Raw genomic sequence first — 25,391 nt, 5'->3', positions numbered from 1 at the left:
TTTGTATTATTTGCTGATTAATGAATGAATAAGCGTTACAGCCTCATTGATTTGCTGTATGCTCTTTAGATAATTAAGCTGAATATCGGTTGTTGTCTGCAAGGCAAAGAGGTACTCCACATAAGAAATATCTCCGGTACTGTACCCTAACTTTGCCGCATTGATGATTTCATCAGCATTCGGAAGTGCCTGCTCCTTGAAATAGGTAAACTGTGAAACATTCTGTTCATATTGTTTCAGGGCATTTGCCAACTCCGTTTTTAGCTGCTGTTGTTGCCATTGGGCATTCAGTTCCAATGATTGTTTTTGATAATCAAGGGAACGTATTTTCGCTCTGGTCGTAGTAAAGAGTGGAATGGTTATGCCTACATCAACAAAACTGAACCGCTGTCCTCTGCCGTAAAATTGTTCCACGCCGTTTCTACTGTGCATTCCTATCAGCGATATATTATTATAACCGAACGTAAAATCAGGCAGGCTGTTTGCCCGTTCCAACTTCTTGTTCTGTTCAGCGATTTTAGCCTCCTGATACAATAGCTGGATGCTTGGGTGGTTTTCAATAGCTGAACTGTCTATGAAAGAAGTCAAAAGTAATGGTTCATAGTCTGATTTGGGTTCAATGGCAAAATCTTCCTTTGTCTGCATCAGGTTTTTAAGATTCTGATAGGCATTTTGCCTGAAGACCTCATTTTGCTGGAGCAATATATTGATTTCCCCCTTTTTGGTAACAGCCGTACTGACTTCTATCCGCCCTATATCTCCTGTTTTATAACGCAGCTCCGCCACACGGATAAAGTCTGCATAAATACTATCCAAATACTTCAATACCGAAGCATTATGTTCCAGATACGCTAACTGATAATAATATGTTCTTACCTGCTTTCTTAGCTCATTTTCTGTCAGAGCCTTTGACCATTCCTGCCCTTTGACTTGCTCTTTGACAAGGTTTTTCTTTACCCCAAAAAGTGTTGGAAAGGGTATAGTCTGCGAAATTTGGAAACCGTCATTGTACTCAAATCCATCTGTATTCCCATATTGGAAATTTAAATCGGTTTTCGGTAGCTCATATGCTGTCTTACTCAAACTTTGGGTAGATTGAATCTCCAATTTTTTGGAACGGAGCTGAGGGTTATTTTCCATAGCTATTTCGATAGCTCTATCTACGTTTACAGGATTTTGTGCATTACTGGTTTGAGAAAAGCCTAAGAACGTAAACAGTAACAATATAGGTGTTATGGCTTTCATTTTATTATTTTTTGTAGGCTTATGATTTCTCATAAATACGAGGTATAGTAAAGGCAGTACGAATAACGTCAATGCCGTTGCTGACATCAATCCGCCGATAACGACCGTTGCCAACGGTTTTTGTACTTCTGCACCCGCACTTGTACTCAATGCCATCGGTAAGAAACCTAAACTTGCTACCGACGCTGTCATTAATACGGGTCTTAGTCTTGTTTTAGCCCCCTCGATAATTCTCGGGATAATCTCGTTCCAACCCTCTTTTTCCAATCTGTTGAATGTGGAAATCAGTACAATCCCGTTCAGAACAGCAACACCAAACAAAGCGATAAACCCTACACCTGCTGATATGCTGAATGGCATATCCCTCAACAATAGGGCAAACACACCTCCAATGGCACTCATCGGGATAGCTGTATAGACCAAAACGGCTTCCTTGAACGAATGAAACGTGAAGTACAATAAGATAAAAATCAAAAGCAGGGCGATAGGTACTGCAATCAGTAATCTGTCAGTAGCTTTTTGGAGGTTCTCAAACTGACCGCCATAGGTAAAATAATATCCTGTCGGTAGCTTAACCTGTTCAGCCAACTTATCCTGAATTTCTTCTACAACACTTGCTACATCCCGCCCTTGTACATTAAATCCGACATATATCCTTCGTTTTCCTCCTTCACGGCTGATTTGTGCAGGACCTAATTTATAGTCAATGTTGGCAACCTGCGAAAGTGGAACCTGCTCTCCGTTTGGAAGTGGAATAAACAGATTGCTCACATCCTCAATAGAACTGCGGTGTTCTTCATCAAGCCGTACCACCAAATCAAATCTACGCTCATTTTCATAAACCACGCCTGCTGATTTACCTGCAAACGCAGTACTGACAATATCGTTTATCTCCTGTACATTCAAGCCATAGTTGGCTATTCGGGTACGGTCGTATTCGATATTAATCTGTGGAAGACCTGCTATCCGTTCTACCTGCGGAGCGGTTGCACCCTCTACCGTTTGAATAATGGCATTGGCTTTATTGGCATAAATCAACAAACTGTCGAGGTTCTCTCCGAATATTTTCACAGCTACATCTTGCCTGATACCCGTCATCAGTTCATTAAACCTCATCTGTATCGGCTGGTTGGCTTCAAAGAATACACCGGGAATAACTTCGAGTTTCTCCATCATTTCATTGGAAAGTTCGTCATACGATTTCTTTGTTTTCCATTCGTCCTGTGGTTTAAGAATAATCATCAGGTCGGTCGCTTCGGGCGGCATCGGGTCTGTCGGTACTTCGGCAGCCCCCGTTTTTCCTACAACCATTTTTACTTCGTCAAACTCCTTGATTATCTTAGATGCCTGCATAGAGGTTTCCAGACTTTGGCTTAAGGATGTTCCTTGCGGCAAAATACAATGGAAAGCAAAATCGCCCTCGCCCAATGTTGGCAGGAACTCTCCGCCCATCCGTGAAAAAAGGAATATACTAATGGTAAAAAGTCCGACGGCAACCGCAATAATCACATATTTTATCCGAATGGCTTTTTCTAACAAAGGCTTATAAACCCCTTGAAGATAGTCCATCATTTTGTCTGAAAAATTCCTTTTGGTAATCGGTTTTTTAGACAGACACAAGGCACTCATCATCGGGATATAGGTAAAGGACAAAATCAAAGCTCCCAAAATGGCGAAACTTACGGTCTGCGCCATTGGCGTAAACATTTTTCCTTCTATGCCGACCAAAGTAAGGATAGGAATATAAACAATGAGGATAATGATTTCTCCAAATGCTGCACTCGTACGGATTTTTCTTGCAGATTCATACACCTCCTCGTCCATTTCTGCCTGCGTAAGTTTTTGAGTGGATTTCCGTAAGCCCAAATGGTGCATTGTGGCTTCAACAACGATCAGCGAACCGTCCACTATCAATCCGAAATCAATAGCTCCCAAACTCATCAGGTTGGCACTTACGCCAAATAACCTCATCATTCCCAATGCAAAAAGCATTGATAACGGTATAGCTGATGCGACGATTAAACCTGCCCTGAAATTCCCTAAGAAGATAATCAATACAAATATTACGATTAATGCACCTTCAATTAGGTTTTTTTCGACAGTACTTATCGCTCTATCTACCAGGTTCATTCTATCCAAATAAGGTTCTATGACCACATCATCGGGTAGAGATTGTTGGATAACCGGTATTTTTTCTTTGATGTTTTTTACGACCGTAGCAGTGTTTTCTCCCTTGAGCATCATTACAATACCTCCCACAGCATCTACTTCGCCGTTATAGGTCATTGCTCCGTATCGGGTAGCGTGACCAAATTGTACTTTTGCTACATCTTTGATGAATACCGGAACACTTTCCGTATTTTTAACAACAATATTACCTACATCTTCCAGTGAAGTGACTAAACCAATTCCCCGAATGAAGTATGCATTGGGTTTCTTATCAATATAAGCGCCTCCGGTATTTTGGTTGTTGTTTTCGAGTGCAGTAAAAATATCGGAGATACTGACGTCCATCGCTTTGATGCGGTTAGGGTCAACGGATACCTCGTATTGTTTGAGCAGACCGCCGAAACTATTAACTTCTGCAATTCCCGGAGTACCGTAAAGTTGTCTGGCGACAATCCAATCCTGCATTGTCCGTAAATCCATTGCAGAATATTTATCTTCGCTTCCTTGTTTGGGATGGAGAATGTATTGGTACACTTCGCCAAGACCTGTACTGACAGGAGCAAGTTCAGGCGTTCCAACTCCATCAGGTATCTGGTCTTGTGCTTCTTTCAGCTGTTGGCTTACCAACTGTCTTGCAAAATAAATATCGACATTGTCTTGAAACACTACGGTTACAACAGATAGTCCAAACCTCGAAACACTTCTTATTTCTTCTACTTTGGGAAGATTGACGATACTTTGCTCTACAGGAAATGTAACCAGTTGCTCCACCTCCTGTCCTGCTAATGTTGGTGACAGGGTAATAATCTGAACCTGATTGTTTGTAATGTCAGGTTGGGCATCAATGGGGATTTTCGTGGCACTCCATACCCCCCAAATGATGAGTAATAAGGTCATTAATCCTATAATGAACTTATTCTTTATAGAGAATTTTATAATGTTATTTAACACTTTTTGTGATGATTAATGATGGATAAATAATGATAAAATCATAATGATTATGTTTTTAGGGAATATAAATACCCTAAAAACCAAGCTAACGCTGTTAGCATTAAGCTGTAATCATTTAAACATTAAAAATTATGCATTAATCTTTGGCGGTTGCCAAATTTCTCCCAGATAGAGGGATATAAAGATAGATTTATAGTAAACTTTGGCCTTAGACAAGTCAAAGGTCTTCTTAACTAAGTTATATACATTCCATTGAAGCACTATGCCCGACACCATTCCACAACAACCGCATAAACAAAACGGACTGCACATATCAGGTTTTTCCTGATGGTCGTGGCTTGCTTTATGGGCTAATTCTTCTGAATGGTTATGGTTTTGAAAACTCTCCTTTTCATACATATCGGTACAAGGCATTAAAAATACCGCCATCATATAAATTGCCAATATGGAAAAAAAGACTTTCATATTCTTTTGCAAAGTTAGTAAAAAAGTAATGCAATGGCATTGCATTGTTTTGAATAATTACTATTTTATATAATATCCTTTTTCATTCTGAATATTTGTTTTACATACTGTTCAAAACAATATTGGCGACACTCCATACTAAATTTAAGAAGAAGTATCGCCAATATTTTTTAGTCTATACTAAAAATTTCCACTTGTACCTTTATTACTCTTGCTGTATCAAATGCTGTAAGTTCGGGTCATTCTTAATCCGTTCCATTTCACTTTCGACGATATGCAGAATATCTGATTTTATCTGACGGTAATTGCTTTCAATTTCCTGCTTCATTTTATCCTCGCCTTGCTCATCTACAAAGGATAGGATTTGCGGTATCTTTTGATAGGCTTTTGTTTCGGCGGCTACCTTTTCATTATCGACCACGATTTCTGCGTGAAATATCTTTTGTTCGATACGATCGTCAAAATTATCCGATACAGAACCGACAAACATACCCTGCGTTAAGGTTGAAATTTTGGAAGCCGGAATAAGGCTGTCTAATTGTGTAGAAATAGAAGTTGATTTATCATTACGGTTTATCGTCATACTTTGACGTTTCTGTAATACTTTTCCAAAACGTTCCGAAAGGCTTTTTGCCGTTTCTCCTACAACCTGTCCACTGAATACATTACCTACGGTGTTTTGAATAACTTTAGCTTCTTTATCGCCGTAATCACGTATCAACTGCGAAAAGTCCTGAAAGCCCAAGCACACAGCCACCTTATTACTTCTCGCCGTTGCGATAAGATTGTCCAACCCTCTAAAATAAATCGTGGGCAACTCATCTATAATAACCGAACTCTTTAATTGTCCTTTCTTATTGATGAGCTTGACAATTCGGGAGTTGTACAAGCCCAAAGCTGCGGAGTAGATATTTTGACGGTCGGGATTGTTACCCACGCACAAAATCTTCGGCTCGTTCGGGTTGTTGATGTCCAATGAAAAATCATCGCCTGTCATAACCCAATACAACTGCGGTGATATCATTCGTGACAAAGGGATTTTAGCCGATGCAATTTGTCCCTGCAACTGGTCTTGTGCTCCGCCTTGCCAAGCATCCATAAATGGTGAAAGATAGTTTTCCAAATCAGGATACGAAGTTAAAATGGTAAATACATCCGAATACTTTTTATTCAGCAATTCAATGGCGTGTGGAAAGGTGCAATACTTACCATTCTCGTAAATTTTTAAAAACCAGATGATAGCCGCTAAAAGAATAATTGGAGATTCGACAAAGAAATCTCCTTGTTTTTGTATCCAGCTTCTGTTGAGGTTCAACATAATCGTGTAAGCGGCTTCGTAAGCATCGGATATGTCAGTCATAAAATCTGGATTGAGCGGATTGCAACGATGGCTCTTGCGTGGATCGTCAAAGTTGATGACGTAGAACTTTGGTTTTATTTCGTACTTATCCTGATGTTTCAATAAATGATTATAAGCAATAGTAGAAAGGTCGTCAAACTTGAAATCGTAGATATACATCGAAAAACCTTTTTCAATTTGTTGCTTGATATAATTGTTAACGACGGCATACGATTTACCAGAACCCGGAGTCCCCAAAACAATCGTTGCTCTGAAAGGATTTACTATATTGATCCAGCCCTTGTGTTCCTTTTTATTGTACCAAAATTTAGTAGGCAGGTTTACGGAATATTCATTTTCCATCAATTTGGTTTCCTGCATAAAACTTTCGTTCTCCATATTGAAAACATCATCCATCAGGTTGTTTTTCAATAACCTGCTTATCCAAACCCCAGCCATCAGCAAAGCAATATAACCTAGTCCGATAGTCAGTATATAAAAGAATGTGCCAATGATGGGCGACAACTTTAACAGTGGTGTATTCAGAAAGAACAGCAAAAAACCAATTCCCAAAGCCACGTAAATCTTTGACCAGGTTATCTTCTCGTTCTTCACGCCTTTGGTTCCCAAACAGCTTAAAGCCAATAACACGATTGCAAATACTTTGGTATATAAAGTATGCGAAAACAAACCGGCTGTTCGGTCAAAATTCCCTAATATTTTATTGATTACTTCTAGTGTCCAGCCACGTTCCATAAAGAAACCATAACAAAACCAATAAAGATGCATCAGTACTAATAGAATACTAACTGCTCTCATAAAAGCCATTATTTTGGCTAAACCTCTTAAATCGTCTTCTCCTTGCATTATTTTTAATTTTAATGTTCGGGCGTGAATTTAAAGACTATAAAGATTGGCTTTGGAAAAGTGGTAGTGGATGGCGGTGAGTGGCAGGGTTCGGCTGGGTCTAAGAGGTATAGCTTCTATACCCCTTTTATATAGTAATATTTATAGGTAGTAAAATAAAAATACTTTAGTTATATCGACCTTCTTTTGTTTTATACCCGTTAGCAACATTTTTTGTTTTGCTGAATAGGTGGACAAGGAACATTTCCATAACTACAATAAACACAACAGTCGCCTTGCTTTGGTTTAAGAACATGTTTGCACTTTTCACATTCGTAAAAATATTGGCAAGCATCTGTCGGCATTGTTTCTTCTTTCTTGTGTCCGCAGTTGGGGCAAGTGATTATTGATTGCAATTTGATTTCCATTTTAATTTTAATTTTTCGCGGTTACAGAATACCCTGTTGAGTTTATTGCTTTTTCAATTTCAGAAATATTTGTTTTCGAGTTGTCAAACTCTACGATTGTATTTCCATTTTCATAAGAAGCTTTTAGATTGACAATCCCTATCAATTTATTCACTTCGTGATTTATGTGTTCTTCACAACTTGCACAAGTCATTCCGCTAATCGTAAATTCTACTTTTTCAATATTGGATTTGTCCACTATTATGATTTGCTTTTCTGTCTTTGGGTAGAAAACACTTGAATAATATGGAAAAGCAAGCATTACTATTGCAAATGATGTTACAATTCCTAAAAACGTTTTCGACTGAATGAATTTTGGTTTTTCTGCTGTTTCACAATTGCAATCAATTTGCTTTTTAGGCTTTAACTTTTGATACCAAGCAAAACCAAGAACCAAAATTGTCAAACCGATAAAATACGGTCTGAAAGATTCAAGCCAAGAAAAAGTGGAGGCAAGTCCGCTTGTTCCTGCAATGAGAGCCAAAACTGGTGTAACGCAACAAAGTGAAGCTGCAATTGCAGTCAAAAGTCCTGCGCCGATAAGTTTGTTGTTTGTTTTCATATTGCTTCTATGACTTTGTTTTCATCAAGTATTTTAAAAAACGGTTTTAGCAATTTTTCATATTCCTTGGTCAATGAATAAAAAATAGTTTGGGCCTCCCTGTCTGTTTCTACTAGATTACGGTCTTTAAGTTTTCGTAAATGTTGTGAAACTGCCGAGATTGTCATTCCAAGAACGTCGCTTATATCGCAAACACAAAGTCGTTTTTCTTCGTAAAGTAGGAAGAGAATTTTAAGTCTTACGGTATTTCCTGCCAATTCAAGCCCATTCGATAAATAATCAAACGAATCGTTAAGCTCTAAAACCCGGTCTTTACAGCGGTTTATTTGTTCAATGTCTGCTTGTTGACGTATACAAGAATTATTACCCATAGTGCAAATATAGTTAATTCGTTTATTTAAGCAAATGCTAAAATACAATTTAACAAATCGTTTTAAAAGCAGATTTTAATTCCAAAAGATGACTTACTATAGTCTTCTTTTCTTTTTCTTCATCCTATTAGCAAAATCCTGTTCCTCGTAATCTTCCCCCTGTGCTTCAGGTATGAGCAAACCTCCAAAGGCTTCTATCAAACCGTCTTCGTGTTTTTCAGTATTTAAGAAGTCGAACAAATGATGTGGTTCTTCCGCAGGTAAATCCTCCGTATCAGTCGGTTTGGACAATTTTGGTAGGGGTGCAACTGGCTCTTTAATCTCCGCTTTGATATTATTGTTCCAATAATCATTAAAGGTATTGGCAGAAAGTTCTTTTGCCAATCGTGAACCGTTCCAAACGCTTTTAGAGTTGTGGTCAATGAACGACATACCGTAAATTCGTCCGGTATCGTTTCTGCGTATCACTACATTGATACCTTGCTCGCCTAACTGTTTTTTAAAGCTCAATTCGTCAACCGTTGATTGCAGGGCAATGGTAACGGCTGATTTTAAAGTCTGTTTGGTTGCGGTATCTTTCAGGGTTGTTTTGCATTTCGCAAAATGCAATTCCAAAGCCGGAAGCCCTGCGTTCTTTCCGAAAAACGAAGCCTTGAACGGATGTCCTGCTTTTTCGCCTTTCTCATTCAATGGAATGTACAATAAACCCTGCTGTGCCTTTCCGTGTAATTCTCCCTCCACTTTCTCGGTGGTAATATTGAACAGGGAAAGCAAAGCATTGTATTCTCCCAAAGTTTGGTATTGATAATAGTTCGGCAAGTGGCGAATGACCGAAGCAATCTGACTTTTTATATCACTTGCCCGATAATCCACCGGACGAAAAACCTTATCATTGTGATTACGTTCTTTGTCCGTTGCGGGTATCAGACCGTGTTTTCTTTCCAGTTCACGGCATACACTCATAGACCGCATTTTCTCAAAACTATCCGAAATTTTCACGCCCTGTTCGTCCACGCAGACCGATACGATATGGATATGACTACGGTCAATATCGGTATGTTTGAAGACCACAAAAGGCTGTTCGCCGTAACCCATTTCACGCATATATTCTTCCGCCATTTCCCTAAACTTATCATCATCTACATTATCCTTGGGATCAGGATTGAGCGAAATATGCAACGTATGTTTCTCGGTATTGCGGTTGGCGATGAGATAAGGAGCAAAAGATTGGGCTAATTGTGCTACGGAATAATGTCCGTTAGCAGTTTCAATTATCTTATTGGCGAACAAAATTTGTCCATTTTCGTTCTCCACTTTGAGCTGATTATATGCCAAGGCTCCGTATAAATTTGCGCTTCTACCAATTTTCGCAATCATTTCTGCTGTTATTTTTTCAGATATTTTACATCAAATTCTTCCGTTATCTGGACAATTTCTTTAAACAAGGCGGTCATTTCAGCCGTATGTTTTTCCAATTTATAGAGATATGCTGCTGCCTTTTTCTCCGAAAAGTTCTTATACAATAGCTTTACGACCTGATTATAATTCACGCCAATAGATCGAAATTGACTGTGAAACGAAGTCAATCGCATATAAAAATCAATTGTTCCTTTGTCTATTTTAACAGATTTTATCGTCTTATCGAAGATGCAAGAGGTTATAAAATGTGCCTTAACCTGCATACCGGACTTTTCAAATAAGTCAAGAAAACGGGCATGCTCTTCCTCATTAAAGGAAATCGTGTACCGGATTTTAGCGGGATCGTTTTTTAGAGGACGCCCGCCCTTTTTTAACTGCTTTCTGCTGTTTTCATTCATCACTAATCCATTTTTAATTCATACAAAACGCCGACTTCGGAGGACGTTTTCTGCCCCCGGCAGGGCAAGTTGTTTTGAGCATCGGAAATCTTTTCGAGATGCTCAAAACACAACTTGCCGTGTTCTGGTGAACACAAAAATCCGCCCTTCGGGACGGATTAAATGTAGCAGGGATAAACGGCTTGATGCCGTTCTGCTTTTGTCCAGTTCCTCAAGATGCCTTTGCATAAATCTGTTAATAAAATTCTATATACAAAGTAAGACACTACTTATGAGAGCATCACAATCAGACACATAGCCAAACACTGCCTTTGGGTGCCAAAGACTACCACCCATCAATAACGAGCCGATTCAATCGCTTTATTTGCCGTATAGTTTTAGTGCAGGTAATAAAAAATGTAATGAGGATAAAAAATAAATTGGGTTTTAGTACAGAAATTTTGGAATAAAAGCATAGGGTTTTAAAAACATAAAACTGTAAAAGCATAAAAGCGGTAAAGCAATTTACAAGTTGTAAGGTTTTCCAGTTGCTAAAAATGATTACCCACCAAGCGGTAATAAAAGCAAATAACAATCAAGAAAATTTCCAAAAGGGGAATACAGGCATATAGGAAATAGGTACTATTTAAATAAACCAATATTCAAACCTGCCAAACAAATAAAATGTGTAACAATAAATCTTTAAATAATGGAAACAAAAAAGAAAACTTTAAAAATTAGTTTTTCAACGCCTAAAGGCGGTGTTGGAAAATCTACTATGACCGCATTACTTTCAAGTGTATTGCATTATCGTTTAGCTTTTAATGTCCTTGTAATGGATTGTGATTTCCCACAACACAGCTTAGCCAATATGAGGGAAAGGGATTTGAAAACTATTATGCAGAATGATTACCACAAAAGAGCTGCAATGAAGTTGTATCAAAGTATCAATAAAAAAGCATATCCGATTATCAGTTGTAAACCGGAGGATGCCTTGTCAAAGGCTTTAGAATACGTAAATCAATCTGCAATAGAGCCTGATATAACTTTTTTTGATCTTCCCGGAACAGCTAATACAAAAGGTGTGCTCACGACCTTAAGAACAATGGATTTTATTTTTTCTCCAATTAGTGCTGACCGTCTAGTTATGGAAAGTACACTGAGCTTTACTAAAGCATTCCTTGGCTTGCCCGAAACGGAGGAGAGTAATGAAGATCAGAAAATGTGGATGTTTTGGAATCAGGTAGATGGTCGAGAGAAAACAGGAATATACGAGGCTTATCAAAGCGTTATTAACGAACTCGATTTATCTGTGATGAATTCTCGGATAATGGATAGTAAACGTTTCAGAAAAGAGACGGACGATACACCGAACAGTGTATTTCGGTCAAGTCTGTTACCTGCCGAACCTCAACTAATGAAAGTAACGAGACTGGATTTATTTATTGAAGAATTTTTAAAAATTGTTAATCTCTAAAATAGTTAAGTATGTCAACAGATAAGAGAAGAAAAGATTTTGATAAGCCCGATGTTGATGAAGAATTAATCATGAATATCATGAGTGGTAATCAATCTGTTACTATACCCGAAGTTATTCAACAACAGAAAATACAGAAGGAAACAAAACCAAAAGCCCGCAATAGCTCCCTAAAGAAGGTGGATTATGAGGAGACATTTCTGGTCAATCGTTTTCCTTCAGGTCGAAACGGAAAGGTCGTTTACATTCGTCCAGAATATCACGAAAGGTTGTTACGTATAGTACAATTAACAAGAGAAGAAAAGACTACACTCTATTCTTATATCGACAACATTCTTGAACACCATTTTAGAGAGTACGGGGACGATATTACAGATTATTTCAACGAACGTTTTAAACCAATTTTATAGTTATGGAAATTGTAATAGTAATATGCCTGCTGATCGTCATTGTCCTGCTTTTGCAGGATAAGATTATCATTAAGAAAAGGTCAAAACAAAAACCTCCGCAAAAGAAAGTCAATCCGGATCTGCCCGATATTATGGGACAGCCCAAACCCGTAGAACGCCTTTCAGTGCCAAACACTGCCAATGAACGCCAGATTGAGGAACCAGAGGTAAATCCCGATAATTTAGACATTGAATACGACGAAAATGAAAACAGGAGTATTCAGATTCCGCAGGAAGAGCTGGATGAAGTTTTTAGCAATCAACCTGATTTTGAAGAAGAGGAAGAAGAATGGAACAGGTACGGAATATCTGGTGGCGATAATGGTTTTGCCCAAGGGGTTACCTTTGAAGAACTAAGCTCCGTGGGGATGTTGCTTCAGCAAGAAAAACTGGAGTCATCTCAAAAGGAAACAGCGATAGCAATCGTTCAGAAAATACAGGGAACCGAATTATTTAGTCTGCTGGAAAATTCTATAGCGGGTGCATCCAGTAAAATTGCCAAGCTATTGGATAGCTCACTCTCATCTGAAACGGAAATCAGTTCTTCCACTTTGCGGAACAATGATTTAGATGATTTTGATATTGGGGAGTTTGTCTGAAACGGAATTATTTTAATTGAGCCTGAAAAACTAAATTTCAGGCTCAACTTATTTTTACATTTACTTTGCCAACTTCAATATTCTGTAAGCCCCTCTTGCTACAATTACAAATACAATAGCTCCAATAATCAAATCTGGATAACTTGAATTGAGCCAATTAACTAAAAGACCAGCAACAATAACTCCCGAATTGATAATGACATCATTTGATGTGAATATCATCGAAGCCTGCATATGCGCTTCTTTACTTTTGTTCTTTTGTAAAAGATAAAGGCAAAATACGTTTGCAATCAATGCTAAAACTGAAACGACAATCATTGTCTTGAAATCGGGCATAGCTTCAATTCCCATACAACGTCTGATTACTTCAACGAAACCTATAATAGCCAGTAAGACTTGGAAGTATCCTGCAAATCTGGCGATGTTGTTTTTTAAAGCGATTGTTCCACCCACGGCGATTAATGCCAATGCGTAAACGACACTGTCGGCAAGCATATCCAAACTATCGGCTACCAACCCCATTGAGCCTGAAAAAACACCGAATAACATTTCCAATCCAAAGAACAGGAAGTTGATAATCAATACGATCCAAAGTAATTTCCGTTGCTTGTTGCTTGTATCTGTTTCAACAACGAAATTACTTTTTTCGGTTGAAACCAATGTCGTATTTAGATTCAGTGTTCCCAGAGCCAAAAAAATTGGCTCTGGGTTTCCATCGTGATAAACGTCTAATTTTCTATTGGCTATATCGAATTCCAATCCTTTTACCGTATCAAAGTCTTGCAGTTTCATACGGATTAATTGCTCCTCGCTTGGGCAATCCATTTTAGTTATATTGAATATGGTTTTTTCCATTTATTTTAAAGCTTAAATTTTATTCCTCCGTTAATCACAAATCCGTCCAAAGGTGCATAATTGTCTTTAAAAACTGGATTGGTTATTGTTCCTGTATAAATGCTGTCAAAGCGTGTTTGTCGGGTGTCGAGGAAGTTTTCAAAGTTGATGTACAGAGAAAATCTTTCCCAAATCTTTTCAGCCATAAATCCAGTAATAAAGTAATCTTTGCCCGTAGTTCCATTATTCAGTTTTTGGCGACTGAAATAATAGGCTTCCAGACCAATTTTCCATTTGTCTTCTATTTCATACATCAGGATGGAATTAATGCGGTGTTTTGGTGTTAAAGGGCTTTCTACAGTCGTTCCATTATGGTGTAATCGGGCATCTGTATAGGTATAACCCAAAAACAATTTCAGGTCATCATAACCAATTTTAATATTGGTTTCTGTTCCTTTGGTATGGATGTAGCCAGGAGAATTAACAAACTGATACAGATTTGCCGAGGAGTTTTCAAGTAACAAGGGATTATCCAAATAGGTGTAAAAGAACAATTGATTTATGCTAAATGACCAATCTTCCCCAATGTAGGTGCGGTAATTGATGTCTGCATTTGCTCCATAACTTTTTTCCAATTTATTGGTCTTGTCGTCAATGGGCATTACATTTTGATATTGTAGGCGTTCGCTTTCTTCCGTAAAAATGGTAGGTGTTTTATAGCCAAATCCACCACCAACTCGTGAAGTTAAGCCCTCGGCAATGTGGAATAGAGCCGAAACTCTCGGTAAGAATACCACCCCATAATCCACAACATAATCCGTTCTAAAACCTGTTTCCAATTGAAACCAATCCGTAGCATTAAAAGAATTTTGTACAAAAGCACCGAATGTAGTCTGATTATAATCTCTCAACGGAGATGCCATAATCTGCTTTTCTTTGAAATTATCCGTCCAAATATTAATACCTGTGACCCATTCCGATTTTTCAGTACTGTTGGTGTAGTTGGCTTCGGTAAAACTTGCTGTTTGTGTTCCCTCAAACTTATAGTTTGGAATGGTAGTATTTCGGTTAAAATAACTTACACTATTTTTGACTTGAACAGTACTGTTTTCATTGATGATATGGTCGAAAATAAATTGTGTGGAATAGCGTTGTGTTTTATTTTCCTCAAAATATTGGTTTGTATTATCTCCATTTCCTTTGATGTAAAGCATATCACCTCCCAAACGGCTCTCGATCGTTGTGTTGATACCGAAGTTCAGTTTCGTCTTTTCATTGAAATAAACGAAGAGCTTCGGATTCAGTACATAGCGTTCGAATTGTGGAATAGCGGATAGTCCGTTCTTAGCAGGATCATAAGCTGCGTTACGGTTATGGGAAGCAAATATAGTTGTTCCAATTTTATTAAACCTTTGTCCATAAAAGCCGTTTATATCCAAACCCCTGCCGGATGTTCCATTGAGGTGAAAACCTAAATCTCTCTCATAGGTCGGCGTTTTGGAAATCAGATTGACCAGTCCAGCTATTGCTCCGCCTCCATATAGTGTAGATGTAGAGCCTTTGATGACTTCTACTTGTTTGAGGTCAAGTGGTGGTATCTGTAACAAACCCAATCCACTTGAAGCACCTGAATAAATGGGGAAACCGTCTTTCAGGATTTGTGTATATCTTCCATCAAGTCCCTGAATACGAATACTTGCATTGGCACTGGTAGGCGAAGTGGTTTGTACGTGAATACCTGTGCTTTCCGCTAAAAGCATACGAATATCTCCCGGTTTCATGTTCCCTTTTTCGCCCAGTTCTTCACTTCCAATAAATTCAATACGGGTAGGGATATTTTGTATACTCCTTGTGCTTCTTGTGGATGAAATGACAACTTCCTCTAACTCCTCTGAACTTTCTTTGAGTAAGATTTCAATAGGACTGTTGTCAGCTAATGGAAATTCCAATGTATCTATATAGTCGTTAAAACCGATATAGCTAAAATGTATTTCCTGTATCCCATCAGGAATATTTTCTATTATGATGAGACCGTTTTCGTTTGATGTAGCGGCAAGCGAGGTTCCTTTTATAGATGCTGTCACTCCAATCAAAAGATTTTTGTTTTCACTGTTTCTAATAACAGCATTTAAAATGTTTTGTGCAAATACACAGAGATTTAGTGTCATAAAAAATGACACAAAGACTATTTTTTTCATTGTATAAAAAAACATTAATGTTTGAAAAATGAGAATTGACGGTTTGTAGCACCGTAATCTGTTATTGTGCCGAAGACACTAAAAACATTAATTAATCTTAGGGGGTTGCCAAATGGAAGAGAGGAAGTCTGAAACAGCTGACGCTGTTATTACACCTAATTTCTTTTTAGGTTGTTGGACATAATTGGATGTTAAAGCATAAAAGGAAGTAATTACAAATCCAGTACAGGTATTGCATTTAGAAAAAGGCGAGCAACATTCCATACCGCAATCGTCGCTATCTTGTTCTTGACTATTTGTTGTTTGATTCACTAGGTCAAAACATTTATCTTCCATAAAGCTTGGCAAGGTCGATAAGACCAAAACCATTAATGCTAATATGTACGACAAGGATTTCATTTTACGAAGATAGTAAAAACCTCTCTCTTCCTGTCAACACCTCTCTATTTTCTTTAGCAATTCAGCCACCCACAGCCAAACAATTCCTCTCACTGCCACTTTGTTATCACGCCTTGATTTCTAAAACACCTTTGTCCCGAAAGTCCGCAAGGTGCGGGATAACAGTAACAAATTAATGTGTTTCAATTATGAAAAAACAAAGTAAAAAAGTTTTGCTGGCAGCCGTAGCAATGCTGTCAGGAATGGGTGCGTTCGCACAGGGAAACGGGTCGGCAGGTATCAACGAGGCTACCCAAATGGTAACGTCTTATTTCGACCCTGCCACCCAACTCATTTATGCGATTGGGGCGGTTGTCGGCTTAATCGGAGGTGTTAAGGTGTACAACAAATTCAGCTCGGGCGACCCCGACACATCGAAGACGGCGGCTTCGTGGTTCGGTGCGTGTATCTTCCTGATTGTTGCGGCTACTATCCTGCGTTCATTCTTCCTGTAAACCTCTGCCTTATGAACAGTTATAACATTAACAAAGGCATTGGCAGGACAGTGGAATTTAAAGGGCTGAAAGCCCAATACCTGTTCATATTCGCTGGTGGTCTGCTCGGTACGCTCATCTTCGTGATGATATTGTATATGGCTGGCGTAAGTAATTACGTCTGCCTGTTTCTCGGAGCTGGCGGTGCTTCGCTCATTGTATGGCAGACCTTTTCGCTGAACCGAAAGTACAGAGAACACGGACTAATGAAAGTAGGTGCGAGAAAACGACACCCTCGCTACATTATTTGTCGTAAGCCTGTACGCAGGTATTTAAAATTCACTCCTAAACCGAAAGCCGTATGAGAAATGTAGCCAAAACAACCACATTGGAACATAAGTTTCCACTCTTGGCAGTAGAAAACAACTGTATCCTGTCCAAAGATGCGGACATAACCGCCTGTTTTGAAGTACGATTGCCTGAGCTGTTTACGGTAGCATCGGCTGAATACGAAGCTATTCACTCCGCCTGGCATAAGGCGATTAAGACATTACCCGATTTTACAGTCATTCACAAGCAAGATTGGTATATCAAAGAAAGCTACACTCCCGATTTGGCACAGGAAGACCAGAGTTTTCTTTCCAAAAGCTATCAACGGCATTTCAACGAACGACCATTCCTGAACCATTATTGCTACCTGTTCCTGACAAAAACGACCAAGAACAGAATGCGTATGCAAAGCAATTTCAGTTCGCTTTGCAAGGGTACGCTTATTCCAAAGGAAATCAATAAGGAAACGATACATCAATTTATGGAAGCGGTCGCACAGTTTGAACGTATCGTGAATGATAGCGGTTTTGTAAACCTGCGACGTTTGACCGAAGACGACATCATCGGAACAGACGAAAAACAGGGATTGCTGGAACAATACCTTACACTTTCGAGAGAAGCCGGAACACCAATGCAGGACATCGCATTAGGAGCGGAAGAAGTGCGTATCGGCAACAAAAGGCTGTCTTTGCACACCTTGTCCGATACGGACGACCTGCCTGCAACTGTTTCGGCTGATACCCGCTTTGAAAAGCTATCTACCGACCGGAGCGACTGCCGTTTGTCGTTTGCTGCACCCGTAGGGTTGTTATTGAGCTGTAACCACATTTACAATCAGTACCTATTCTTGGATAACAGCGAGGACAACCTGCAAAAGTTTGAGAAATCTGCCCGTAATATGCACTCTTTAGCCCGTTATAGTCGGGCGAACCAAATCAATAAGGAGTGGATTGAGAAGTATCTGAACGAAGCACACAGCTTCGGGCTATCTTCTGTAAGAGCACACTTCAATATTATGGCTTGGTCGGAAGACCCTGCGGAACTCAAACAGCTAAAGAACGATTGCGGTAGTGCGTTGGCACTAATGGAGTGTAAGCCCCGCCACAACACGACAGACGTTGCCACATTGTATTGGGCTGCAATGCCAGGCAATGCTGGCGATTTTCCGAGTGAGGAAAGTTTCTATACGTTTATAGAACCTGCCTTGTGCTTCTTTGCAGAAGAAACGAATTACCACAATTCGCCCTCTCCGTTCGGTATCAAAATGGCGGACAGGCTTACAGGAAAACCAATCCATTTGGATATTTCCGATTTGCCGATGAAACGTGGGATTATCACGAACAGAAACAAGTTCATACTTGGTCCGTCAGGTTCGGGAAAATCTTTCTTCACTAACCATATGGTACGCCAATATCACGAACAGGGTGCTCACGTTCTACTCGTAGATACGGGTAACAGTTATCAGGGATTATGCGAACTCATCAAAGGAAAAACCAAAGGCGAAGACGGTGTTTACTTCACGTACACCGAAGATAACCCGATTGCGTTCAATCCCTTTTATACCGATGACGGCGTGTTCGACATCGAAAAGCGGGAAAGTATCAAAACTCTGATACTCACTCTTTGGAAACGGGACGATGAACCGCCGACAAGGTCGGAAGAAGTAGCATTGTCCAATGCTGTTTCCGGTTACATCGAACGTATCAAACAAGATGATACTTATCCGTCATTTAACGGCTTCTATGAGTATGTAAAAGACGACTACCGCAAAGTATTGGAGGAGAAACAAGTCAGGGAAAAAGATTTTGACATTGCCAATTTCCTGAATGTTCTCGAACCCTATTACAAAGGAGGAGAATACGATTATTTGCTCAACTCCGATAAGCAGTTAGACCTTCTTTCCAAACGCTTTATCGTGTTTGAAATTGATGCGATAAAAGACCACAAAATCCTCTTTCCCATAGTCACGATTATCATTATGGAGGTGTTCATTAACAAAATGCGCCGACTGAAAGGTATTCGCAAACTTATCCTGATTGAAGAGGCTTGGAAAGCGATTGCAAAAGAGGGAATGGCAGAATACATCAAGTATTTGTTCAAAACCGTGCGTAAGTTTTTCGGAGAAGCCATTGTCGTAACACAGGAGGTCGATGATATCATCCAGTCGCCCATTGTGAAAGAAAGTATCATCAATAACTCCGACTGTAAAATCCTTTTAGACCAACGCAAGTATATGAACAAGTTTGATGATATACAGGCAATGTTGGGGCTTACCGACAAAGAAAAAGGTCAGGTACTTTCCATCAATATGAACAACGATGCAAGCCGCTTGTACAAAGAGGTTTGGATTGGTTTAGGTGGTACGCACTCGGCAGTCTATGCCACCGAAGTTAGTTTGGAGGAATACCTCGCCTACACCACAGAGGAAACCGAAAAGATGGAAGTGATGCAGCTTGCTGCGGAACTCGATGGTAACGTAGAACTCGCTATTAAGCATATCGCAATGCAACGGCGGGACAATTCAAATCAATAGTCATTAACAATTTAAAAAATCAGAACAATGAAAAAAGTAATGTATCTGGTGTGTACGGCACTGATGCTCGCCGTAGCACCGTCAGCAAAAGCCCAATGGGTTGTAACCGACCCCGCTAATTTGGCTTCAGGGATTATCAACAGTGCGAATGAAATCATACAGACTTCTTCCACCGTGAGTAATGTGATAAAGAACTTCAACGAAGTAAAGAAAGTGTACGACCAGGGCAAGGAGTATTACGACAAGCTGAAAGCTATCAACAACCTTGTAAAAGATGCCCGTAAGGTGCAGCAAACCGTACTCTTGGTGGGCGATGTGTCCGAAATGTACGTGCAGAACTTCGGCAAGATGATGAACGACCCCAATTTTTCGCCACAGGAATTGGTCGCTATTGGCAACGGTTATTCGGCACTGCTCAATGAAAGTACCGAACTGCTGAAAGAACTAAAGCAGATTGTAACCTCTTCAAGCCTTTCGCTGAATGACAAAGAGCGTATGGACATTATTGACCGTGTGTACAAAGAGGTAAAGGATTACCACAGCCTTGTACGCTACTACACCACTAAGAACATTTCTGTGAGCTACCTAAGAGCGAAAAAGAAAAACGATGCCCAAAGAGTGCTTGAACTCTACGGAACTGCTAACCAAAAATACTGGTAAACTATGGAATGGGATAATCTTCACGAACTCCTGCGATCGCTTTATGACGATATGATGCCGCTTGCAGGCGATATGGCGGCAGTAGCTAAGGGTTTGGCGGGATTGGGAGCATTGTTCTATGTAGCATTAAAGGTTTGGCAGGCTTTAAGCCGTGCCGAACCTATTGATATGTTCCCTCTGCTGCGCCCGTTCGCTTTGGGGCTGTGCATTATGTTCTTCCCGACTATCGTACTGGGAACCATCAATGCAGTGTTAAGCCCGGTGGTTGTAGGAACCCACCAAATACTCGAAGACCAGGTGATTGACCTGAACAAGCTGCAACAGCAGAAAGACCAGTTGGAATATGAGGCAATGGTCAGAAATCCTGAAACTGCCTATATGGTATCAGACGAAGAGTTTGATAAGAAACTGGACGAACTGGGTTGGTCGCCGTCCGACATTGGTACAATGGCGGGTATGTATATGGACAGGCAAGCCTACAAGATTGAAAAGGCGATAAAGGACTGGTTTCGCAATCTATTGGAAATACTCTTTCAGGCGGCGGCTTTGGTCATTGATACCATACGAACGTTTTTCCTGATAGTCCTCTCCATACTCGGACCAATAGCCTTTGCTATTTCCGTATGGGACGGCTTTCAGTCCACGCTCACGCAATGGCTCACGAGGTATGTAAGCGTTTACCTGTGGCTTCCCGTTTCGGATTTGTTCAGCTCAATGTTGGCAAGAATACAATCCCTCATTTTAGAACGGGATATAGCAATGCTTGCCGACCCCACCTACATTCCTGATACGAGCAATACCGTGTACATCATTTTTATGATTATCGGCATCATCGGGTACTTCACTATACCGACAGTAACAGGTTGGGTAATCCAAGCCGGAGGCGCAGGGAACTTTACCCGCAATGTAAACTCCACGGCAATGAAAGCCGGAAATATCGCCGGAGCAGGCGCAGGTTCGACAGTTGGAAACATCGGCGGTAAACTGATGAATAAATAAACAATTAATCATTCTAAAAAATGGAATTTAAAACGCTAAGAAATATCGAAAACAGCTTTAGGCAGATAAGGTTATATGCCATTGTGTTTGCGGTTCTCTGCACCAGTGTGGTAGGATACACCGTATGGCGTTCCTACCGCTTTGCAGAAGAACAACGCCAAAAAATCTATGTACTGGATAATGGTAAATCCCTGATGCTTGCCTTGTCGCAGGATGCAAGCATCAACCGCCCGGTTGAAGCAAGGGAACACGTCAGACGTTTCCACGAACTGTTCTTTACGCTTGCCCCCGACAAGAATGCTATTGAAAGCAATATGAGCAGGGCATTCAACCTTGCCGATAAAAGTGCTTTTGATTACTACAAAGACTTATCGGAAAAGGGCTATTACAGCAGGATTATTTCGGGGAACGTGCAACAACGCATAGAGGTAGATAGTGTCGTGTGCAACTTCGACAACTACCCGTATGCAGTGCGCACCTATGCCAAACAGTTCATCATCCGGTCAAGCAATGTAACCAGACGTAACCTGATTACTTCCTGCTATCTCGTTAACTCCGTTCGCTCTGACAACAACCCGCAAGGTTTCAATATTGAAAAATTTGCAGTCGTGGAAAACAGGGATATCGAAGTCATCGAACGCTAAAAACAATCTTATGGAAGCATTATCAGATTTAAAAACGTTCGCAAAAATCCTTACAGACAAAGGATATAACGGCTATTTCCATACGCAGGGTGCGTATGCCAGAAAGCTGAAAGACAGTATCAGCGAATTCCTCAAAAGCTGCCAAAAAGGTGCAGACAATTTACCTAAACAGGATTTATTTCTGACAGGCTACCTACAATGGTCGGGTGATGACAAGCCCCGTGTAGAATGCAGTATGTGGGTAAAATACCTGAATGGCAAATTTTCGCTTAGCCGTATGGAAATAGCCAAGAAAGACGGCTTCGGGCAGTTGCTTAAAAAATCAGAACTGGCAAACCTGTCCGTCATATCTGCACCCAAATTAACGGAAGCGGTCGCACTGGTCAACGATGAGCCAAAGCAACAGGCGGGTAAAAGTCCTAAGCGTTTCAAGCTGTAACAACAAATAGTAAGGCTATGAAAAAATTAAGAGCAAATATGGACAGGTACTTTGACCGGCTCGATGAACGTTGGCGGGCGTTGCCTTTGCGCAAACAGCGCCAATATACGCTGTACTTCTTTGTGGTTTACCTACTGCTCACCGTAGTGGTCATTGGCAAAGTGATGTACGACACCTCAAAGTCAGGTAACAATATGGTCATTAAACATATTGAGAACCCTGTCCTTAAAAATGGAAATCCTGCAAGGTTGCCGGATAGTGTATCAACAATTTTAAAAAATCAGATTTATGAAAGAAAATGAGAACAAAAAATCGGTTGTTCGGGTAACGGAGGGGAACCCGAATGAAACTGCTGATGTGTTGCAAGACGGCGCACAGAACAAAGCCGACAAACTCAAAAAGCCACTTATATTCCTTTTAATGGGAGTGGTATTTCTCGGCTGTATGTACCTGATATTTAAACCGTCGAAAGACAAAAAGGCGGTGGAGAACATCGGATTAAACGATGCCGTACCACAGGCTACCGGGGCAGGAATGCCTGCCGATAAAGGCAAGGCGTATGAACAGGAAATGCTCGAACGCAAAGAGCAGGAAAAGCGCAATGCACTGACCACGCTTTCTGATTATTGGAATACTGAAGACAGTGCATCTGCTGACAATGAAGAAGGTTTACCTGAACAAGATGAAGAAAGCAACGGCTTTGGCGGTGGCGGCAGAAATTCGGGAAGAAACGGTAATCATGGATTGAACAGCTACAGAAATATGCAAAGCACATTGGGTTCATTCTATCAGGATAATAATTCTGAAACAATGGAACTCCGCAGGCAACTGGACGAAATGAAAGAAAAGCTGGCCGAGAAAGATGTGCCACCTGTGGCCACCGTTGACGACCAACTCAAATTAATGGAGAAATCCTATGAAATGGCTGCAAAGTATCTTCCGCAAAATGCTAACACCGGAAATGCTGCTCCTGCCAACGGTGCAACTACTGGGGCTGCGGGTGCTAACCAAAAAGAGCAATTTGTATCGTTCACACCAACAAGAAAGAACATTGTATCAGCCTTGTACCGTGAACCGTCGGACAGTGCCTTTGCAGCCGATTGGAGCCAAACAAAAAGCCGCGGGTTCTATACCGCAGGTTCTACTGAAGAGGTAGTACAGCCTAAAAACAGCATCAAAGCCTGTGTAAACGAAGCCCAGACAGTAGTTGGCGAAACGGGTGTGCGCTTACGACTATTAGAGCCTGCTAAAACCCCGCAACGTACCATTCCCAAAGGAACAATTGTAACGGCTAATGCAAAATTTCAGAATGGCAGGCTACAATTAAAAGTTACCTCCGTAGAACTGGAGGGCAACATCATTCCGGTAGATATAATCATTTACGATTTGGACGGGCAGCAAGGCTTGTACGTTCCGTATTCGCCGGAAATGAATGCACTTACCGAAATGGCGGCCAATATGAGCCAGACAGGGGGAACAAGCGTAATGCTCACGCAGAATGCCGGACAGCAGGTAGCGGCTGATTTAAGCCGTGGCGTGGTACAGGGTATCTCAGGCTATTTCGCCAAGAAAGTAAGAACGCCAAAGGTTACACTGAAAGCGGGCTATCAGGTCTTTCTTGTATCTAAAAAATAATGTTGAACTCAAATAAATAAAACAATGAAAAATCATTTAAAAACCTTTTGGGCTTTTGCCCTGATACTCGGCTTTGCCGTAAACTCTTACGCACAGGACACCATCAGAACGCCGCTTGCCCTGGGCAAGATAGAACCGTACCGTATGGAAGTAACTTACGATAAAACTTCGCACTTGATTTTCCCGACCGCCATTCGTTATGTGGACTTGGGCAGCGAATACCTGATAGCAGGAAAAGCCGAAGATGCAGAAAACGTGTTGCGTGTGAAAGCATCTGTAAGGGACTTTGAGCCTGAAACCAATTTTTCCGTTATCACGAATGACGGTCGTTTTTACAACTTCAACGTGTATTACAGTTCCTACCCGGCGGCAATGAGCTATGACCTGCTCACGATGCAGAAAGCGGTAGATAAAGCCAATGGTAACGATGTGCTTTTTGAAGAATTGGGCAACAATTCGCCCTCGCTGGCAGGCTTGCTACTGGAAACCATTTACAAGAAAGACAAACGCATTGTAAAGCATATTGGAGCTAAGAGCTTCGGCATTCAGTTTATGCTCAAAGGCATTTACATCCACAACGGCAAATACTATTTGCATACGGAATTGAGAAACCGTACCAATGTGCCATTTCAGATTGATTTTGTGAATTTCAAGGTAGTGGATAAAAAGGTAGCCAAACGTACCGTAGTACAGGAACGTCCGATGATACCGCTACGCACTTACAAACCATTGGACGAGATCGGTGGAAAAACCATCGAGCAAAACGTGTTCATGTTAGACCAATTTACCATTGCTGATGACAAGGTATTACTGATTGAGATTTTCGAGAAAAACGGTGGCAGGCATCAAACACTTCAGATAGAAAACTCTGATTTAATCAAGGCTCGTTTGATTAACGATATGCACCTGAAATTTTAATAACCCTTTAAATAAGATAGCAATAAAATGAAAAAGTATATCTATACCGTGATGCTTGTTTTAATGGGCATCACAATGGCACAGGCACAACGAATGCTGCCTAAACAGAAAGGCTTGGAAATAAGCACAGGCGTATTATCCAATGATAAGATTGGCAATGATTATTACATCAGTGTAGCGATGACTGTAAATGGTAAAAACGGCAATTACCAGCTTTGGGCATTGGAATATACACACCAATACCACGACTATAAAGACCTGCGCATACCGCAGGAAAGTTATAGTGCCGAAGGCGGTTACAGTTTCTACTTGTTGGGCGATGCCCGAAAAAACATCACGCTGAATTTAGGAATAACAGGCGTAGTCGGTTATGAAAGCATTAACCGGGGCGAAGCTATGTTGTATGACGGATCGAAGATACTGAGCGAGGACAATTTTATCTACGGAGCTGGTGGACGGCTCACATTTGAAACGTACCTGTCCGACCGATTTGTATTAGTCCTGCAAGGGCGTACAAAAGTCCTTTGGGGTAAAGACTTAGAACAGTTCCGACCGTCCGTAGGTATGGGATTAAGGTTTAACTTTTAAAACAG

The 25,391-nt window shown here is 40.5% G+C and carries 24 protein-coding genes; 14 read left to right on the top strand and 10 right to left on the bottom strand.

The genetic code is table 11. The features are described from left to right. Window positions 1-6: 6 nt before the first annotated feature. The 8 genes from CRT24_RS17110 to mobA form a co-directional block, all read right to left on the bottom strand. Window positions 7-4,311 (bottom strand): CusA/CzcA family heavy metal efflux RND transporter, encoded by a 4,305-nt coding sequence (locus CRT24_RS17110; RefSeq protein WP_237235625.1) that lies wholly within the window; start codon window positions 4,309-4,311, stop codon window positions 7-9. A gap of 183 nt (window positions 4,312-4,494) precedes the next feature. After that, a complete protein-coding gene (locus CRT24_RS17105; protein ID WP_209023052.1) occupies window positions 4,495-4,830 on the bottom strand; it encodes a DUF6660 family protein in 336 nt (111 codons plus the stop codon). A gap of 205 nt (window positions 4,831-5,035) precedes the next feature. Further along, a complete protein-coding gene (gene mobC / locus CRT24_RS17100) occupies window positions 5,036-7,039 on the bottom strand; it encodes a conjugal transfer protein MobC (RefSeq protein ID WP_209023135.1) in 2,004 nt (667 codons plus the stop codon). Between the two features lie 197 nt (window positions 7,040-7,236). Beyond that, window positions 7,237-7,443 carry a GDCCVxC domain-containing (seleno)protein gene (locus tag CRT24_RS21330; RefSeq protein WP_002993202.1) on the bottom strand — a complete coding sequence of 69 codons (207 nt, stop codon included), beginning with the start codon at window positions 7,441-7,443 and terminating at the stop codon, window positions 7,237-7,239. Between the two features lie 7 nt (window positions 7,444-7,450). After that, entirely contained in the window at window positions 7,451-8,044 is a 594-nt protein-coding gene (merTP, locus tag CRT24_RS17090) for a mercuric transport protein MerTP (protein WP_002993200.1), read from the bottom strand. After that, on the bottom strand, window positions 8,041-8,415 hold the full coding sequence (locus CRT24_RS17085) for a metalloregulator ArsR/SmtB family transcription factor (protein ID WP_002993197.1): 375 nt from the start codon (window positions 8,413-8,415) through the stop codon (window positions 8,041-8,043). Before CRT24_RS17085 ends, merTP begins: the two co-directional genes overlap by 4 nt. A gap of 96 nt (window positions 8,416-8,511) precedes the next feature. Further along, entirely contained in the window at window positions 8,512-9,792 is a 1,281-nt protein-coding gene (mobB, locus tag CRT24_RS17080) for a conjugal transfer protein MobB (protein ID WP_002993196.1), read from the bottom strand. A gap of 8 nt (window positions 9,793-9,800) precedes the next feature. After that, entirely contained in the window at window positions 9,801-10,232 is a 432-nt protein-coding gene (gene mobA, locus CRT24_RS17075; protein WP_002993194.1) for a conjugal transfer protein MobA, read from the bottom strand. Window positions 10,233-10,920: 688 nt separating this feature from the next. On the opposite strand from mobA, the gene CRT24_RS17070 reads away from it, so the two are divergent. From CRT24_RS17070 to CRT24_RS17060, 3 genes are read left to right on the top strand one after another with little or no spacing between them, the layout of a single operon-like run. Further along, window positions 10,921-11,688, top strand: coding sequence for a ParA family protein (locus tag CRT24_RS17070; protein WP_002993188.1), 768 nt, complete (start codon window positions 10,921-10,923; stop codon window positions 11,686-11,688). An 11-nt stretch (window positions 11,689-11,699) separates the two neighbouring features. After that, complete coding sequence (locus CRT24_RS17065; protein WP_002993187.1) at window positions 11,700-12,098, top strand: DUF3408 domain-containing protein; 399 nt, start codon at window positions 11,700-11,702, stop codon at window positions 12,096-12,098. A gap of 2 nt (window positions 12,099-12,100) precedes the next feature. After that, window positions 12,101-12,736 carry a hypothetical protein gene (locus tag CRT24_RS17060; protein WP_002993186.1) on the top strand — a complete coding sequence of 212 codons (636 nt, stop codon included), beginning with the start codon at window positions 12,101-12,103 and terminating at the stop codon, window positions 12,734-12,736. A gap of 60 nt (window positions 12,737-12,796) precedes the next feature. Here CRT24_RS17060 and CRT24_RS17055 read toward each other — a convergent pair whose 3' ends face one another. Further along, complete coding sequence (locus CRT24_RS17055) at window positions 12,797-13,591, bottom strand: cation transporter (protein ID WP_094280386.1); 795 nt, start codon at window positions 13,589-13,591, stop codon at window positions 12,797-12,799. 5 nt (window positions 13,592-13,596) lie between these two features. Next, a complete protein-coding gene (locus tag CRT24_RS17050) occupies window positions 13,597-15,768 on the bottom strand; it encodes a TonB-dependent receptor plug domain-containing protein (RefSeq protein ID WP_094280385.1) in 2,172 nt (723 codons plus the stop codon). A 587-nt stretch (window positions 15,769-16,355) separates the two neighbouring features. Here CRT24_RS17050 and CRT24_RS17040 point away from each other — a divergent pair. The 11 genes from CRT24_RS17040 to CRT24_RS16990 are packed head-to-tail and all read left to right on the top strand — an operon-like array spanning window position 16,356 to window position 25,386. Further along, on the top strand, window positions 16,356-16,661 hold the full coding sequence (locus CRT24_RS17040; protein WP_002993181.1) for a DUF4134 domain-containing protein: 306 nt from the start codon (window positions 16,356-16,358) through the stop codon (window positions 16,659-16,661). 11 nt (window positions 16,662-16,672) lie between these two features. Further along, window positions 16,673-17,005, top strand: a complete 333-nt coding sequence (locus CRT24_RS17035; RefSeq protein ID WP_002993179.1) for a DUF4133 domain-containing protein — start codon at window positions 16,673-16,675, stop codon at window positions 17,003-17,005. Next, window positions 17,002-19,503, top strand: a complete 2,502-nt coding sequence (locus CRT24_RS17030; protein ID WP_002993178.1) for a TraG family conjugative transposon ATPase — start codon at window positions 17,002-17,004, stop codon at window positions 19,501-19,503. Before CRT24_RS17035 ends, CRT24_RS17030 begins: the two co-directional genes overlap by 4 nt. 27 nt (window positions 19,504-19,530) lie before the next feature. After that, window positions 19,531-20,163 carry a DUF4141 domain-containing protein gene (locus tag CRT24_RS17025; RefSeq protein ID WP_002993177.1) on the top strand — a complete coding sequence of 211 codons (633 nt, stop codon included), beginning with the start codon at window positions 19,531-19,533 and terminating at the stop codon, window positions 20,161-20,163. Window positions 20,164-20,166: 3 nt separating this feature from the next. Continuing rightward, window positions 20,167-21,162, top strand: coding sequence for a conjugative transposon protein TraJ (gene traJ, locus CRT24_RS17020; protein WP_002993175.1), 996 nt, complete (start codon window positions 20,167-20,169; stop codon window positions 21,160-21,162). Between the two features lie 20 nt (window positions 21,163-21,182). Next, complete coding sequence (gene traK, locus CRT24_RS17015; RefSeq protein WP_099372367.1) at window positions 21,183-21,806, top strand: conjugative transposon protein TraK; 624 nt, start codon at window positions 21,183-21,185, stop codon at window positions 21,804-21,806. 10 nt (window positions 21,807-21,816) lie between these two features. Beyond that, the gene (locus CRT24_RS17010) at window positions 21,817-22,245 is read left to right on the top strand and encodes a hypothetical protein (RefSeq protein WP_094280382.1); all 429 of its coding nucleotides are present in this window, start codon (window positions 21,817-21,819) and stop codon (window positions 22,243-22,245) included. Window positions 22,246-22,262: 17 nt separating this feature from the next. Then, window positions 22,263-22,547 carry a hypothetical protein gene (locus CRT24_RS17005; RefSeq protein ID WP_002993171.1) on the top strand — a complete coding sequence of 95 codons (285 nt, stop codon included), beginning with the start codon at window positions 22,263-22,265 and terminating at the stop codon, window positions 22,545-22,547. Continuing rightward, entirely contained in the window at window positions 22,534-23,880 is a 1,347-nt protein-coding gene (gene traM / locus CRT24_RS17000) for a conjugative transposon protein TraM (RefSeq protein ID WP_002993170.1), read from the top strand. The genes CRT24_RS17005 and traM overlap by 14 nt, the downstream gene beginning before the upstream one ends. Before the next feature lie 24 nt (window positions 23,881-23,904). After that, on the top strand, window positions 23,905-24,798 hold the full coding sequence (gene traN / locus CRT24_RS16995) for a conjugative transposon protein TraN (protein ID WP_002993169.1): 894 nt from the start codon (window positions 23,905-23,907) through the stop codon (window positions 24,796-24,798). A 27-nt stretch (window positions 24,799-24,825) separates the two neighbouring features. Continuing rightward, window positions 24,826-25,386 carry a conjugal transfer protein TraO gene (locus CRT24_RS16990; protein WP_002993168.1) on the top strand — a complete coding sequence of 187 codons (561 nt, stop codon included), beginning with the start codon at window positions 24,826-24,828 and terminating at the stop codon, window positions 25,384-25,386. Window positions 25,387-25,391 lie beyond the last annotated feature (5 nt).

The organism is Sphingobacterium sp. 1.A.5, assembly GCF_002734235.1.
In the GTDB taxonomy this organism is placed as follows: Bacteria; Bacteroidota; Bacteroidia; order Sphingobacteriales; family Sphingobacteriaceae; genus Sphingobacterium; species Sphingobacterium daejeonense.
The sequence above is the reverse complement of the archived record's forward strand: the minus strand, read 5'-3'. Positions and strand labels throughout refer to the sequence as shown.